At 37.2% G+C, this 17,317-nt stretch carries 12 protein-coding genes; 3 read left to right on the plus strand and 9 right to left on the minus strand.

Annotated elements, in window-relative coordinates; genetic code table 11:
* Positions 1-90: 90 nt before the first annotated feature.
* From ACIFPW_RS02135 to ACIFPW_RS02165, 7 genes are all read right to left on the minus strand, one after another.
* Complete coding sequence (locus tag ACIFPW_RS02135; protein ID WP_430241673.1) at positions 91-2,802, minus strand: glycosyl hydrolase; 2,712 nt, start codon at positions 2,800-2,802, stop codon at positions 91-93.
* Positions 2,803-2,943: 141 nt separating this feature from the next.
* On the minus strand, positions 2,944-4,464 hold the full coding sequence (locus ACIFPW_RS02140; protein ID WP_430241674.1) for a sulfatase family protein: 1,521 nt from the start codon (positions 4,462-4,464) through the stop codon (positions 2,944-2,946).
* Positions 4,465-4,625: 161 nt separating this feature from the next.
* Complete coding sequence (locus ACIFPW_RS02145) at positions 4,626-7,283, minus strand: family 78 glycoside hydrolase catalytic domain (protein WP_430241676.1); 2,658 nt, start codon at positions 7,281-7,283, stop codon at positions 4,626-4,628.
* 51 nt (positions 7,284-7,334) lie between these two features.
* Positions 7,335-8,162: a carbohydrate ABC transporter permease gene (locus ACIFPW_RS02150; RefSeq protein ID WP_224882546.1), complete on the minus strand. Its 828-nt coding sequence runs from the start codon at positions 8,160-8,162 to the stop codon at positions 7,335-7,337.
* Positions 8,162-9,073 carry a carbohydrate ABC transporter permease gene (locus tag ACIFPW_RS02155; RefSeq protein ID WP_430241678.1) on the minus strand — a complete coding sequence of 304 codons (912 nt, stop codon included), beginning with the start codon at positions 9,071-9,073 and terminating at the stop codon, positions 8,162-8,164. The genes ACIFPW_RS02150 and ACIFPW_RS02155 overlap by 1 nt, the downstream gene beginning before the upstream one ends.
* 80 nt (positions 9,074-9,153) lie before the next feature.
* Complete coding sequence (locus ACIFPW_RS02160; protein WP_430241679.1) at positions 9,154-10,497, minus strand: ABC transporter substrate-binding protein; 1,344 nt, start codon at positions 10,495-10,497, stop codon at positions 9,154-9,156.
* A 420-nt stretch (positions 10,498-10,917) separates the two neighbouring features.
* Positions 10,918-12,420 (minus strand): hypothetical protein, encoded by a 1,503-nt coding sequence (locus tag ACIFPW_RS02165; RefSeq protein WP_430241681.1) that lies wholly within the window; start codon positions 12,418-12,420, stop codon positions 10,918-10,920.
* 140 nt (positions 12,421-12,560) lie between these two features.
* Here ACIFPW_RS02165 and ACIFPW_RS02170 point away from each other — a divergent pair, with 140 nt between their 5' ends.
* Both ACIFPW_RS02170 and ACIFPW_RS02175 read left to right on the plus strand, forming a co-directional pair.
* Complete coding sequence (locus ACIFPW_RS02170; protein WP_430241683.1) at positions 12,561-13,163, plus strand: AraC family ligand binding domain-containing protein; 603 nt, start codon at positions 12,561-12,563, stop codon at positions 13,161-13,163.
* Positions 13,160-13,423 carry a helix-turn-helix domain-containing protein gene (locus tag ACIFPW_RS02175; protein WP_430241792.1) on the plus strand — a complete coding sequence of 88 codons (264 nt, stop codon included), beginning with the start codon at positions 13,160-13,162 and terminating at the stop codon, positions 13,421-13,423. Before ACIFPW_RS02170 ends, ACIFPW_RS02175 begins: the two co-directional genes overlap by 4 nt.
* Positions 13,424-13,809: 386 nt before the next feature.
* Here the strand turns inward: ACIFPW_RS02175 and ACIFPW_RS02180 are convergent, their stop codons facing one another.
* The gene (locus tag ACIFPW_RS02180) at positions 13,810-14,691 is read right to left on the minus strand and encodes a LysR family transcriptional regulator (protein WP_430241685.1); all 882 of its coding nucleotides are present in this window, start codon (positions 14,689-14,691) and stop codon (positions 13,810-13,812) included.
* A 41-nt stretch (positions 14,692-14,732) separates the two neighbouring features.
* Entirely contained in the window at positions 14,733-15,710 is a 978-nt protein-coding gene (locus ACIFPW_RS02185) for a formylglycine-generating enzyme family protein (protein WP_283153774.1), read from the minus strand.
* Between the two features lie 184 nt (positions 15,711-15,894).
* Here ACIFPW_RS02185 and ACIFPW_RS02190 point away from each other — a divergent pair, with 184 nt between their 5' ends.
* Positions 15,895-16,572, plus strand: a complete 678-nt coding sequence (locus ACIFPW_RS02190) for a sulfite exporter TauE/SafE family protein (RefSeq protein ID WP_430241687.1) — start codon at positions 15,895-15,897, stop codon at positions 16,570-16,572.
* Positions 16,573-17,317: the final 745 nt, after the last annotated feature.

Below are 17,317 nucleotides of genomic sequence, written 5' to 3' on the forward strand. Positions count from 1 at the left end.
AAATGTTTTACTAACCAATGCTGTTTGTCGTACAACCTCATTTAAAAGAACTGTGTTAAAAGGCATGGGGGTCTTCAGCCATTATTGTGTCTAGTAAATCACCAACTTAGCAGGACCCATCAAACCAGCAGGAGCTGGATGGATTCGATTAAAATCACTATTAACTGCAGCTCCAAGCGTATTCGTTACCTCGACTATTAGTATGTTTTTCCCTTCCTGCAATACATTTTTTGGCACCTTCCAAACATACGGAGGGCATATCTTTATAGACAACTTATGGTCGTTGATTCTCATTTTAGCCGTTTCATGAACTTCACCAAGATCTATGCTTGCATGACCATTATAAATCCTTTCCACCAATACGCTATTCATCATAAATTCACATTCATAAGATATCGTACCACAAAAAGATTCGAATCCTTCTTGCGTAATCCAGTTTCCAGGATGCGGAAGGGCGTTACCATCGTCTAAGGATGAGATAGGGCTGGTGATATGAGTGCTTTTCCAGTCAGTTAGGGGAAGAGCGTACTCTTCAGATGCATGTACTAGGTTATCTCGATCATCTGTAGTTATAAAATCATCATATTTAATATTACCTATCGGCACGTCGCGATCGTCAAGACCATTCGGACGGAATACAATAAATACTCCCTCATAAGGAGCTAATCTCATCGAAATAAACGTTTTCTCACCGACATGATGGTAAACAGGCAATTTAATGACTGTACCGCTCATCGCATCCCATATTTCTGGCGTTCCGGAAGCGCTAAAAATAACCGTATCCTCAAATACTGATTGTAAGCTCTCATTATTGACAAAGAAGATATCAAGTTCCCTCCCTTGATAGTGGCAAAAACGAAGTTCAGGGAATTCATTCTTCAATTGCAAGCTTCTCAAGTATGGATAGTGATCAAGAATATCAGTCAAATTGCATAAACTAACAGGTACTTCCTTCTCGGTTAAAGATAAAATTAATGAATTTATCAGAGGATGATTTCCCCTACAGTCTTTCTTTACTCCGCACTCTACCTGAAGGAGAAGTCCCCCAGAATCGCGAAATTGCAGAAGTCTTTCGAGGACCTCTACTGGCAGAGTTTCTATTCCAGGCAAAATAACACATGAAAACTGATGCTGAGCAATACATAACTTACCTTCTACAAGACGACACCGATCATGATTCATTAATAAATCCATTGAAAGGATGTCAAAATCATATTGATCTTTCATTAGTTCCTTAGTAACCTTATCAAGCAAAGTTTCATCACCAGCCCAATGAGACTCAGCAGGATACAATACAGCGATCTTTGATACGTGCTCTGAACGCTTTAGCATAAGGCAAGATCTGTTAGCATAGTCGGCCCATTTTCTAAAAAATTTCCACTGCGGGTTATTACCGCCTGCATAAAAATGTGGTGGACAATCTACATCCGGAAAGATAGGAGAAAATGCATGCGGAACATACCAATTTGTACCGCGTACGGTCATCCAATCTGTCAACCATTTCATCTCCCGAAGACCAAGGTCCCAACCATAAGCTCCAAAATTCTCACACATAACCAAATCGGTTCCTATTTCAAGATGGGCCTGAGATTGTGCCAGCTTACCCAGTGTGTAATGAAAAAAATCAGGATTTGAGGCTTCTCGATAGTGAGAAAATTGAGGGTAATTTTCTTCGTAAGGCTCCAACTTTTGCTCTGAATCAACTTGACGCAGTACGAAATCATAGCCACCCATATCAAAGTGGCGAGTTGCACGAAAGTAATGCCCAACTCCATACCCATGGTGCATGTGAGCTTGGTTATCTTCAACTACATGCCCAATAAAACTTACTCCTTCTGTATGGCACCAAGATTGGATTCTTGCAAAAAAATTCTGAGAGAATAGTTGGGTAATCGTATCCATAAAGTCGAAACGCACCCTAGCAGCACGACCGTCAGTATGCTCGTACCACAGCCACTCAATTTCATCGAATAAGTCATATCCTTTATTTTTGTAAAACGCCTCACGCATAGATCGTGTCCAAGGCATACAAGGGGTATCTTCACCAAATAAAACATCATAGGAAGCAAAATTTTCAAAGCTTGTCTCATCGCCAAAGAATCCTTGGATAATATCACCAAAAATATGACCGTAACGTTCCTTTGTTTTCTCATATGTTAAATTAATAAAACAATCGGTAACATTTGGATCAAGGTAATCGACCATTTTATCATACATTCGACCGCTCCACGATGGTTTTATACCTATTACATGGATCATCCAAGATGACGGTTCATTTACCTCCGAGGACTGCCATGACAATAAATCCTCTATTTCATTAAAACGTATACCCAAACTCCATTGGAGAACACCTTTTGTATCGTAAGGTACACACATATATTTAAATATCATTTCCCAATCATTAAAGTTATTTTTGTCAAATTCGTCTTCCAAAGCACTCCAATATATAGACTCTTTAACGAGCACTTTCATTCGAGCCTCAGGCATACTCTGGAGTACTTTACCACCTGCAATACCTGATGGATAATATTCTTCATCAAATATCCAGACCTTCATACCTCTTTTCTTCGCTTCATCTATGCAAATGTCAAGATCTCTCCACCAACCATCTCCCAAATAATCACGATGCGGACGTGATTCAATAATAAATCCTCCACACCCACCTTCATCCATGGCAGCAATTTCTTGACGAATTGAAGATGCATCCTCTCGTGGGTCGCCATGCAACCATAGCAATGGAAAAAGACTACTCGGCGGAGAAGTTGAGGTGAACTGCTCTTTCAATTCTATATAATCTTCCATATACCTACTCCCTCCTACGTTGTAAAACCCCAAAGTTATAACTTGCTAAAAAATTCGTTAATATAAAGATCAGTTTAAATCTATTAGCACATAATATATTTTCTTTATCTGAATATTCAGACATTAGATCCAGTAATTGATTTAACTTTGCAACGGTTCTAACCCCACTTTTCCTCTCAGACTGTTAAAAGCTGGAGATTTTGCCCAAACAACTGCCAAGTGCATTAACAGTTCTGTCTTCAATTGTTCTCGGATTCTGGCAAATTCATCATTTGAATATAAATTAACAAACTCTCTAGGATCTTTTACTATATGATAAAGTTCCCCTTGAATTTCATGGGAAGCCTCTCCAGCATCCCCAATTGCACCTTCTAAATAAAGAATCAGTTTCCATTCACTTGTTCTCCACATATATGCTGGAGCAGCATGAACCGGTACTCCTTTACCATGAAATTCACAAAACGAACCCTTCCGTAACTGATCATCCAGTAAGTTAAGACCAGGAAGCATCGGATTCCGTTTCAAGCCTGCAACGGTAGATAACGTAGGTACGAGATCTGTCAACTCGGCTGGCCTATCATCTGTGATTCCACGTTTGTTTTGATGAATAAAAGAACCTGATAGAATAAGCGGAACACGTACACTGCTTTCATATAAGCAATATTTCGAAAAACGGAAACGTCGTTCACCCAACATCTCCCCATGATCCGAACAGAATACGATCAAAGCATTGTCTAGCGCACCATGCTCCCGCAAACTTTCTAAAACCTGACCGAAATAATGATCCAGCCATGAACAATTTGCCCAATATCTCAACGTTGTGCGCCGGCGTTCTAGTGGGCTCATTGCCTCCCATACATCTCGCTTCTCATGATAATCCTCAAGACTTTCAGGGTTCAGAGCATCCGTTGATGAGAGATGCGTATCCGCTTCCATATCCCAGGGTGGCTGCTCTATGTCAGGGATGGATTCAAGGCTATAAAGATCCTCAAATTCTTTAGGAACATTAAAACCTGCATGTGGTTTCAAAAACGACAAATACAAAAACAATGGTCTTTCTGTATCTATCCTGTCTTCTTCAATAAATTGCAAACATTTTTCAGCTACCCACCCATCGCGATGATAGTTCATTGGAATTTCGCTGGTGCGGCCGATATACCCATTTGAATTCTCTTCTCCCGCTCCATAATCTTTGGTTTCATCCGTGTAGGCTTGCATCCGCTCCGGATGCGTTTCCCTCATCATGACAGCACCTTGTTCGTAGTGACCATTCGATCGAGCCAACCTGACTGCGCGATGCTCGAATCCCCGTGTGGATGGTTCCTCAATTTCATCTGTATTATGATTCCAATGAGTCTTACCAAATCCTGCGGTCTGGTAACCTGCTTTTCGCATGAGCTCCGGAAGAGGGTCTGCAGGTAAAGCCTTTTCATCTGTAATACCATCATAGTTAGTTCGCACGCCTAGTTGTGACGGATATAAACCATACATCATGGAATAGCGGCTTGGGACACACATTGGCGCTTGGCATGTCGCTTGGCTGTATACAATTCCATCATCAGCTAATCGATCAATATTTGGAGTATGAATATGTTTATTGTATCTTCCTATACAATCCCATCTTTGTTGGTCAGTCATTAAAAATATAATATTTGGCTTCAAATCTATCAACCCCTTTACAATAGTAAAACGAACACTTCTAATAGATTATTTCACTTATCTTTCAGACTGTAATTGTATATTTTTTTGAGATATTATAGATCTTAAAAGAGTTATGTTTGAACTAAAAAAGTTACATAGAAATATCTTATTGAACTTTATATTTAAATAATAAAATTATATTCACCTGATCCTAATTGTAATGTGATATTTCCCTCGTCAAAATTCCAATCCAACAAACCTTCCATATCAATTATAACCGAGTCATCTCTCTCTATTATTTCTCTATTACTTATCCCCTTCAATATGACCGTTGCCTTTGTATTAGGGGGTATAGCCAAACTGATCTCCATACCCTTTGAAAGCTTTTTCCATTCCGATCGAATTGTGCCATACATACTTTCGTAGCTAGCTTTAACCCAACTTAACTCTTTTTCAAAACTAGGGCTTATATTAATATGTTTGTAGCCAGGTTGACTTATTGTTGTATCTATACCAGCAACTGAACGATATAACCAGTCTCCTACCGCTCCATAAGCATAGTGATTAAACGAATTCATATCATCACTCCAAAAAGAACCATCCTCTTTGATGCCATCCCAATGTTCCCAAATTGTCGTAGCTCCTTTATTTATTGAATAAAGCCATAAGGGATAATCTTTTTGAAACACTAATTTATAAGCTAGATCACTGTATCCAAAACGTGACAATACGTGACATATATATGGCGTTCCGACAAACCCAGTTGTTAAATGAATATTGTTTTCTATTATTAAATTAGCTAATGCGTCCGCTACTTTTGGACGATCTTCTATTTGCAGGAGGTCAAACATTAGAGCCAATACATGCGCAGTTTGAGTATTGGCTATTAAACTACCATTTGAAGTGGTGAACTCATTGCGGAAATGGTCAAGAATATTATGATGAAGAAGTACGTACTTTTCTGCATCTCCATTGTAATTTAATAGGCGAGCTACTTCTCCAAGCAAGTGTGTTGAATAAGCGTAAAATGCTGTTGCTATCAAATCCTTAGGAGTTGCACCTTCATAACTATCCTCTTTCGCATCTAAACCAAGCCAATCACCGAAATGGAAACCAGTATTCCAAAGATACTCGTTCTCTCCTTGATTTCGTATATACTCTATCCAATCCTTCATACTTTCATATTGTTCCTCTAGTATTCGTTTATCTCCATAACAGACATAGAGTGTCCAGGGGCCTATAACTGCTGCGTCCCCCCAGGCTGATGAAGAATGGTCTTCATCACGAAGTACATGTGGTATGACATGAGGCACCCCTCCATTTGGTAATTGGTCAGCCTTTAGATCTCGCAGCCACTTCGTGAAAAATAAAGCTGTATTCATGTTGAAAGAAGCTGTTCGCATAAAAACATGAGCATCCCCAGTCCAACCTAGTCTTTCATCTCTTTGAGGACAATCGGTTGGAACATCAAGAAAATTGCCTTTCTGACTCCATACAATATTTTGTTGCAATTGATTGATCATATGATCTGAACAAACGAATGTTCCTGTAATTTGATTATCTGAATGAATCACTTTAGCAGTAAAATCATTCAGATCAAATTCTCCTGGCCATCCTTCTATTTTCACATAGCGAAAGCCATAGAAAGAAAAATAAGGCTCGTATTCCTCTTCCCCGCCACCTTTTAACACATAGTTTATAGTTTGTTTCGCCGCCCTTAAATTACCAACATAAAAATTCCCCTCTTTATCAAGTACTTCTGCATGTTGTAGTGTGATTTTTTTCCCACGTACTCCATTCACCTTAAAGTGAATCCACCCTACCATATTTTGCCCTATATCTAACACCGTTTCCCCCGAAGGTGTTCTTATAATGGAAGCTGGATTTAATTCTTCTATGACACGTGTAGGCATATTTTCTTGAGCTATCAGTACGTCCTTCGAATGGTCGATGACCTTTACTCCTGCCCAATCTGAGTCTAGATAATCTGACTGGGTCCATCCCTCCCTCTCTAACCGTGCATCATAGGTTTCCCCGTGGTAAATCTCTGACATTAATACCGGTCCAGTAGCGACTTTCCAATGCTCATCCGTTACAACTATATCTTCAGTGCCATCCTCAAAAATAATATGTAACTGGCATAATAGTGCTAATTCTTGACCATATATATTTCGCTGATCTTGAAAGGCTAGGTTACCTTTATACCATCCATTTCCAATATGGGCCCCTATAGCATTCACTTCATTATTCAATAACTCAGTAACATCATATGTTTGATATTGTAGCCTCTTATTGTAAGAAGTCCATCCAGGGGTAAAAAGCCAATCACCTATCCTCTGTCCATTAAGATGGATTTCATATAAACCTAGAGCAGATGCATACAACCTCGCTTTTCTAACCTTCTTATTAAAAGTGAATGTCTTACGAAGCATGAGACACGAATCGATATTGGTGGATTTAGGAAAGAACTCTCCTGTTATCCAACTCCCTGACCATTCACTTTTGTCCAAAAACCCCATTTCCCAAAAGTTCACATCACTCCACTCAGATACTTTCGAATCATTGCACCAAACTCTGACACGATAGTAATATCTTGTACGAGATGACAAATCAGGCCCCTTATACAAAATATGAACTGATTGATCGGATTCTACTTTTCCTGAATCCCAAAAGACTGACGAAAGATTCCGATCATTTACAGCAACTTGAATTTGGTATGCTACTTGAACAACACCTCTATAATTGGAACTTATTTTCCAACTAATCCTTGGTCGTTTCACGTCTAAGCCGATTGGATTTTTTCTGTACTCACACCTCAGACTTTCTACTTTATAATCCATCTATTCTCTCTCCAGACTCATTAAGTAAATGTTTTTTGAATTTAATAATCATTAGTTTTTCATACCAGTTGACGCTAAACTTTCAACAAAGAAGCGTTGAGCAGATAAGAAAATAATAATTACCGGTAAAGCAGCTAATAAGTTTGCAGCCATCAAAACGTTCCACGGTGCAGAAGAATATTCTGAACCCATTTCTGCTAGTTTTAATGTAAGTACCCAAAGATCTGTATCTTGTGTTAAAACTAGTGGCCATAGATACATATTCCAGGCAGTTAGAAAAGTTAGACAAGAGAAGGTAGCTACGATAGGTTTACTTAAAGGGAGAAAAATTGAAATAAAAATTCTAAACCAATTCGCACCATCCATTTTTGCTGACTCAACCATCTCATCAGGAATTTCAGCTAAAAACTGTCTAAATAAAAACGTTCCAAAACCAGTTTGCGCCATCATAGGAATAATGAGGCCTTGATAAGTATTAATCCAATCCAAATTCTTAATAATCACAAAAGTCGGAACGAGACTAACATGATTAGGTACCATCATGGAAATCAAAAGTAGAATAAAAAATACTTTTTGACCCTTTGATGGTATTTTTGCTAATGCAAAGCCGGACAATAAACACATAATGGCTTGTCCAATTAAAACCGCACTAGTAAATATAGTACTATTAATAAAAGTCTGTAGTCCTAATTCATCCCAAGCCAACAAGTAATTAACCCATTCTATAGTAGAAGGAATAAACTCTGGTGGGAAAAGATACACTTCTTCCGAAGGTTTAATCGAAGTAATGAATAACCATATAAAAGGGAAGAACATAGCAAAACCTAACAGCCATGCTAATAAAACGACGATCTTCTTTTTTATCCACTCTAAGTTCATTATCCTTCACCTCTTTTATTCAATGAAAATTGCACCCATGTTATTATGAGCGAGATGACAATTAAAACTGTACCAAGAGCAGATGCATATCCTAACTGAAGCTCAACAAATGCTTTTTCATACAAGTAATAAATAAGAATATTCGTAGAACCATATGGACCGCCCTGGGTTAATACCGAAATTGCATCAAACGATCCAAAAAACGTCCAAATCATATTTAATATAAATAAAATTAATGTCGCATTTGAAACCATTGGCCAAGTTATATAAATCATTTTCTTCCATGAACTAGCACCATCTAAAGAGGCTGCTTCGTATAAATGCTTGGGTACGCTCTGTAAAGCTGCCATATAAATGATAAGTGTAGCAGGAATATGTTTCCATATGATAACGATTGCTACAGCTATTAATGCTGTACGATCATCCCCTAACCAATCAACAGAAGGAATGCCGAACAAATTTAAGAAGTAATTTAAAATCCCAAAGTTTTTCGAATAAATCCATTTCCAAATAACCGCTGAAGAAACCAAGGATACGATAATAGGAAAAAAATACATAGTCTTTAATATATTTACTCCCACCATCTTACGATTAATCAAGACTGCCATTAAAAAACTAATAATAACGGCAGTTGGTACTGAATATAAAATGAGTAGAATGTTTAATTTCAATCCAGTAACTGCTCTCTCATCATGAAAAAATTTAATGAAATTGTCTATTCCTATAAAAGTTGGCGATTCTACTACATTCCAATTATAAAATGAAAGGACAATAGCAAATACAATTGGAATAAAAGTGAAAATTGAAAAAAGAAGCAGATTTGGAAGATGAAATAATAGTGCCCACCAATTATCTCTATTCTTAAAACCTTTTTTCATATGAGTAAAATATTTTTCAGACGTACTGCTCACTGTGATCACTCACCTCAATCAATTTTTAATATTAGGTACTGGGAGCATTCCCCAGCACCTAGTTTCATCATAAATTTCTCCTAATTATTGAGTCCCTTAGTTGCTTTATCTGCAGCACTCTTCATCACCTTTTCTAAATTTGCTTCTTCACTCAATAAATATGTTTCTAAAGCTTCATCGATTGCACTTTTAAATGTACCACCCGCTTCGACCGGTAAAGGAGGTGAAGTAACGGAATACTTTAAAGTGTCAGTAAAAACTTCATTTGAGTAAGGGGGACCTGGTAGGTCAGTCCAAAACGCGCTATCATATAGTGACTTTATCGGTGGAACTACAGAATAATTCTCTGCAAATATCTTCATGCCGCCTTCAGCATCGTAAATGAACTCCATGAATTTCCACGCTTCTTCTTTATTTTTTGTGCCAGATGATATTGAGAATCCAACAGCCCCTGCCCCGACTTTCTTTTCACCGTTGATATAAGGTAGTTCTACAACATCCCAATCGTCTTCCAAACTATTTCTTACCATTGGTACCTGGGCCCTAACTCCAGTGTGCATAGCTGCTTTGCCAGCTAAAAACGGAGCATTGTCGCTCCCCATATCGTTTTGAACCGACAAAGGGACAAATATTCCCTCCTTCGCAGGTTCTAAAAGCGCTTTCCATCCCTTTATTGCTTCAGGGCTATCAAAAACTGCCTTATCTCCTGCATCATTAACCAGGTCCCCTCCGAAGTTTTTTAATACCGGTTGATAAACAGACAGCCACTTATATCTAATATTTGCTCCATAAGTTGTTATATTACCACTCTCATCTTTTTTAGTTAGTTTTCTAGAAACATCAATAAACTCATCGTAATCCCAGTCGCTTGTTGGATAAGGTTCATTGGCTTCATCAAACAACCTTTTGTTATAAAAAATAACTACAGCATCAGCTCCTAGCGGTAGCATATGTACCTCATCTTTCGTTTTGCTACCAAAAGACTTACCCGTATTTAAAAATGCTTCTTCAAATGAATCTTTCTTTAATTCAGAATCAGACTCTAGCATTTCATCTAAGTTCAAAGTAACTCCAGCATCTGCAAAAAAGGTGACCATTCCTCCCCAACTTGCCATGATATCAGGTAGATTATCTGCTGCAAGATTAGTTGTGATCTTCTGTCTATATTGTTCTTCTTCTGTGGGCCAAGGTTCGAGCTCAACATTAATATTTGGATTCTTTTCCTCAAATGCGGCTATCACTTTCTCAGCCTCATCAGTTAAATAATCTCTTATTGCTATTCTTAACGTACCAGTTTCAGATCCTTCCACTTCTGAGTTATTAGTGTCATTTGATCCTGAACAACCACTAAATATGAGTAGCATCACTAAAATAAAACTAGTTAGTCCCAGGTTTCTAACAGATTTTCTTTTAAAACCTTTCATTCAAATCGCCCCCTTATAAATTTTTAATATTGATAACCTTTCCCTAACATATTTCACAAAAAATCAAATAGATTTAATAATTATGGAAGCGCTATCAATTTATTCAACACTTATGATCATGTTGAATACCCAGCTAGACCCACACTCTAATTAAAAGATAAAAATTCCAGTTGAACCGCATACCCCCCTTTAATATAATTAATTTTCTTAATTTTTGTAATATTCCTACATCTATTAGCTACTATATTACACTCAAAACCCAACTAAGTCAACACAAACAAAGATCATTAATTTTGTTTGTGTTTGTTTTCATGGGGTGAGCTTATCTTTCTAAATTTCTCATGTGCAACTAGTCTAGCCTATTTGATCTTATACTTCATTCTATTGAAACTATGAATTGTAATTACATCTTAGTTTAATTTAAATAACAACTGTTTTTATTTTCATTAAATCTCCTACTTTTTTAAATAAACTTGCATTCTTCCCTACTGACATTGCACAATGGTGAGTTGGAGCTTCTTCAAACCATCTTTCAAAATAAGTATCAGGATCATTATTAAATTTCACATGTGTTTGTGTGTTTCCTATTTTCATTACCTCGTCATTAGTTGCTTCTCCTTCACTGATAATCATTTTTAATTTTCCATCCCAAGTTTGTGTCAAACCAAGCGTTGTAATAGGACCAGATTTAACTTTAGCCTCTACTGAAACACCACTTCCTTGTTTACCATGGTACAACCCCATACCTCTCAGCACAGGTTTGCCATTAGATATATCCAAGTGAAATGGACCATCATGTCCCAATAAAATCGTTTCATGTACGTAGTCTGTGGTAACTACTTCACAAAAACTTCCACCTACTCCAAGAATGTCACACATTTTCATCGCAATATTTGTTTTTAGATCACCCTCGCCAGCTGCCGGAACATTTCGCGCAGTAAGAAGAGAATTACCTACAATAAATCCACTTTGCAGTTTCTCATAAGCATTGGCAGGTGCTCCGTGGTAATAATAAGTTAAACCATCTAGCTTTCTTTCATTCACTAATTTCTCTTGAGCGGCCGCTACACGATATGACCAATTCAATGCTTCCTTAGTCGGTTTCTTTGCTAGTTTTTCTGAAGGAGAGTCTTCACTTATTAGAAACATATCCTTCACTTGTTTTTCTTTCTGTCTTATCTCTGCATCTGTTACCTTCTGCATTATTTCATTAAGGTCACACATTTCCAAAACATCCACTTGAATGCCCGTTTGCGCTTGAATCATGGTAAAATCACTATATAAATCAAGCATCCCATTATAGGTATTGCCTAAAAAACCAAATTTCGCATTATTTAATACACATTTTACATATGCGGCCTGAATCCAGTCCTTAATTTCTTTCCAAGCACGAATTGCCTGTGGATGACTTTTTGTTACTTCGTTTGCAACAGAAATATCCGATGACTTGTCAAGGCCTAACAAGCCACTTACTACTTTGTATTCAATACCCGAACGGTTAAAAGCGTTTGCGAATTCTGTAACAGGGCAAGCTCCACAATTAGCTAACCATTCTTCAGTATTTGTTTCTTTGTAATTTAATTGATCAGTCGGCTGTAAACTTAGAATAATTACTTTTGCGTTCGATCGTTGGTGAATCGGCAGGATCATAGAACTCGTTGCATAGGTGGCTGCATGTACAAATATAATATTTACATTATTTGTGTTAAAATAATTTCCAGCCTCTCTTCCTTTATCTGCTGAGTCAACCAATCCGAAGTTATAAATCTCACCCCACTCGCTCATATTAGCTTCAAGAAATTTACCGTAACCCATCAACCTTTTTTTTAGACCAGGGAACTGCTCCCAATATGCATTAAGACCGGTTGAATAGAGACCGATTTTAGGTTTATCATATTTTATTAATGTATTTACTTGAGACATCTTTACCCTCCTTATTATCTGAATTATCATAATTGTACGCGTTTTCATTTGTAATAACATCGACTTATATTGTGAAAAAATAATAGTATCTTGGTGGAATTAACTTGGATATTACATAATTTAAAAAAGGGGGAATTACTTTGTCTGCTTGGTTAGAAGATGGTTCTTTTGATTGGACGGAGGATTCTTTGAGGCTCTCACTAAACCCGTCAAAACATACTGTAAATTCTTATTTATACATTCAGGAAGTTGGACACTTTAAAGCATATTCATCTTACTTTACAGAGAGACATAACCTTGAGTCCTATTTGATTATTTATACACGAAACGGTAAAGGGAGGCTGTTCTATCAAAATGAAGAATATTTATTAGAACCAAATACAATATGCTTTATAGATTGTAGAAATCATCAATATTATCAAACTAGTAAAGAACTATGGGAATTTTACTGGGTTCATATTAACGGGAGTCAAGTAGAGGATTATTATTTAGATTTTTCACAAGATCACAATGTATGTACTACGGTTAAAGATAATACAGCTCAAAATATCATTCGTACCATGATAAATTTACAAAAGCATAAGACTAGAAGTCTTGAAATCATTACGGCTAGGGAAATCGTAAATCTTCTAACGCTATTAATGATCGAAAAGACACGATCAAATTACAACGATGAAACCAAAATACCCACATACATTTTTGATATACAATCGTTTTTTGAAGAAAATTATTCAAAAAAATAACCTTAGATGACCTTTCTAGGAGATATAAATTAAACAAATATCAAATAGCGAAAACATTTAAATCCTCCGTAGGTATTACTCCTATTGAGTATTTGATCGAAACAAGAATAAATAAATCTAAGGATTTATTAAAGTATACTGATTTACCCATTAATGAAATTACGTATCAAATTGGGATTGATAATGTTACCCATTACATTAATTTATTTAAAAAAAGAGTAGGTACAACGCCTTTGAAATTTAGGAATAGTTGGAAATAATATATCTGTTTTTTCATTTAGGCTATTCAGTTTAACCTTCCACTTTATTAATATTCAACGTTAAATATTCTTGTTTTCCTGTACAATCTTAGGGAATTAATTTGAGTAGCTTTGTTACAACTTAAGAAATATCAGTTGTATTGCCTCTATATTGAATTAATACTTATGTCCATAGAAATCATTATGAGAATTAATTAACATTGTCGAAATATAAAATTCTCTTTTTAATAAAAAAGGTTGAACCAAATTTACATGGTTCAACAAAAGTAACAAGTAGCCAGGATACGTACTTTCTCAAAGAATTTTATTCTATGTCTAATTCTGTTCCTTTCAAACAGATTATAGTTTTTTACTTATTAACTAGTATTTGTCCCCATACTAATGGATTACTTTAATATAAATTTTTCAAAGTTTGACTGTGATCTTTTTTTGAAACGATGTAGCTTTTGCACAATCCACAAATCTCTCATCAAGGTGAAATCTTTTACCGGAATTTCTCTCAATGTTCCATATTTCAATTCTTTTTGAATGGTAATTCTAGGGAGAATACTAACACCTAAGTCAGCTTCTACAGCACTTTTAATGGACTGCATACTCCCTAGTTCCATCTCATCAGTGATCTTATGAAGTATTCCTCTCTTTCGGAGAGCATTTTCCACAATCAGTCTCGTCCCTGAATCTTTCTCCCTCCATATCATCTTTTCCCCTGCCAGGTCGTCAATACTGATGACATCCTTCTTGCTCCATGAATGCCTGAAGGAACTCACGAGAACCAATTCATCATCAGCAATTTTTTGGATATTATATTCTTTACTCTTCACTTCACTTTCAACCATTGCAATATCAATTTCATTGGCGTCTAACTTGGATAACATATACGGTGTATTCCCAATCAACAGGCTGAATTTTATATCTGGATAAAGTTTGCTAAATCGTCCCAATAAACCGGGCAACAAATATTCACCGATTGTTAAACTGGCCCCAACATTCAATACTGTTTCCTGATTTCCAAGGACTTCTTGCATCGCTTCATGAGAAATATGATCTAACTCAATGATTTCTCGGGCATAGGGATAAAGTACCTTTCCGGCCTTCGTTAACTTTAATTTCCCATTATTTCGGTCGAATAGCGACAAACCATATTGATTTTCCAATTGTCTGATTTGCCTGGTAACAGCAGGTTGGGATACGAACCCCAATCGCGCCGCTTTACTAATGCTTCCTTCGTCTACCACACGGCAAAACATTCGTAAGCTTTCTATATTCATAGGTTACTCACCTGCAGCTCTTATTATTGAATAAGATACCTTTAACTATTCGCATCAACTACACACCTAAATCCCATATTTCCGCTAGAGCTGTCGATCGTGTTGGAACTTCGTGCAGCTACTCTGTATCGATTACAATATGATGGATGGCATAGATACGAGCCTCCACGTATTACTTTCGCTTCACCTTTTACTGGCCCTCTCGGGTTCACTATAGAAATTAAGTCAGAGGTTTTTGCAAACCAGTCAGAGCACCACTCCCATACATTTCCTGCCGTGTTATATAGACCATACCCATTCGGTGGAAAAGACTGAGATGGAGCTGTTCCGACAAATCCGTCTTCTTCTGTGTTAACTTTTGGAAATTCTCCTTGCCAAATATTACAGTAATGCTTTCCACCAGGAGTCAATTCGTCTCCCCATGGAAATTTCTTCTGCTCTAACCCACCACGAGCTGCCATTTCCCATTCAGCTTCTGTAGGTAACCGCTTTCCTGACCAGTTACAAAATTCCATGGCATCATTCCAAGAAACGTGAATGACCGGGTGATCCATTCGCTCTTCAATAGAAGATTCCTTCCCTTCCGGCTGGAACCAATACGCGCCTTCCGCCGCATACCACCAAGGGGTTGAAGGCAACTGCTGTACTTTCATTTCAGTATCTTTAGGAAGGAATTTATAGAATACAAATGACCAACCGAATATTTCAGCTTCTGTACGGTATCCTGTTTCTTCGACAAACTGTGCAAATTCTTCGTTCGTCACTGTATGAGAATCAATATAATAAGGGGATAATTTCACAGACCGAGTAGGACCTTCCCCATCGGATATAAAGCCTTCCTCATCATTTGTCCCCATCAGAAACTCCCCGCCCGGGATATATATCAACTTATTACGGAATTTAATCCGCTCTCTTTTAGAAAATTCGCGTTTTTTTACGTTTTCTCCTTTTCCTAAGTCACTCTGTACTTCTGCTCGACTTCCAGTACAGCAGGAGTGATGAAGTTTCTTTTCATTCATAAGTTATCCCATCCCTTATCAAATAGAAGTAGTAACAGATTAGTATCGTAATTATTAAAATTGTATCACGTAACAAAAAAATGACGGCTATTCTATTTTGTTATACCATATTACATTTACTGAATTTACAGTTTGGACCCGAAGTGAGAAAATTTAATAGAAAATCAACTAAGGGGGAATTCACTTGGACATAGGTATTGGGGTGTTAATTCTTATAATCGGAATTCTGGCAGGCGGCTATGGTACAATCGTCGGCGCCGGTGGAGGATTTATTTTTGTCCCGGCTCTGTTACTAATCTTTCAAATGAATCCGGTACTTGCTTCCAGTACAGGGATGGTTATTGTACTTATAAACTCTCTTTCAGGTGTCATAGGATACGCTAGGCAAAATCTAATTGATTATAAAACTGGTCTTACTATAGGAATAAGTGCGTTACCAGGATCAATCTTGGGTGTTTGGTTTCTTCATAGGTACTCCTCCCAATATTTTTATGTCATATTTGCAACTATACTTGTTGCTCTTGGCGTCTTTTTATTCAGTAAAACTTTAAATCGCTCCCCTAAAATACCGCCTACACTATTGGAAAAAGAAGAGAGTGATGAGCCTGATGGTGTTGGTCACCCTTCATTCAATTGGTTCATTCCTCTAGGCATAACAATGGGGATCCTTTCAAGCTATCTTGGAATCGGTGGTGGATGGTTACTCGTTCCGATACTTATCTATGTTTTCAAATTATCAACTCATCACGCAACGGCGACTTCCATCTTTTCATTATGTCTCTACTCCTCCGTAGGCGTCTTATCCCAATTTTTCTATGGGAGTATTGACTGGGTATCTGTCATGTGGGGGGGAGCGGTGTAATAATTGGCGCACAGCTAGGAGTTATTTTATCTCAACGCATCCCCGGCAAAATTATTATTCAGATGCTTTCTGTTTTATTAGTAATTATAGGAGTACGATTATTCTTCAATTAATATAGCTGGTGTTAAAAAACCAGAAGGAAAATAAGTAGCTAGCTCGTTTCTTCATTAAAGTGATCCGTAACTTTTAAAACTTTGCCTTCCTCTAATGAATGACTACCAGTCACCTTTTTTACAAACTCCTTAATCGTCTTAATGTTCACCTCAGACTCCCAATATTCGGAAATTTCGGGGGTTGCATTAACCATTACTACATCCGGATCATCAGCAGACTTATTTAGCAGCTTTTCAACAATCTAATTCATTTAATCATTCTTCTTCTCGTTGTCCTGAATTAACTCACCAGGACTGCTAATTGATACAAAAGATGACTTAGGCACCATCTCTATTATTCTCCTGGGAAGGTTTCATCCATTTTTTTTTATATTCTTTATAATCACAAACAACATTAAACCGCAGATTATTATGGCTAACAAATCCTCGAATAATTGTCTTGCTTTGTCACTCAATTCACCGCAACTATTCCCTCTCTCTCGCATTAACCTGCACTATGCCCTAACCTTACCCTTCCTAATGTTATTAGGCTTCCTTTTTTTATTATCCTACTTTCTCTAAGTAAAGAACGCTTAGGGTCTCCCACGTTGATCAATCATAACAGTGTCTAGTATGTCAGGGCACTGGCCCTG

This window comes from Pseudalkalibacillus sp. NRS-1564 (genome assembly GCF_050467905.1).
Taxonomy (GTDB): Bacteria; Bacillota; Bacilli; order Bacillales; family Guptibacillaceae; genus Guptibacillus; species Guptibacillus hwajinpoensis_B.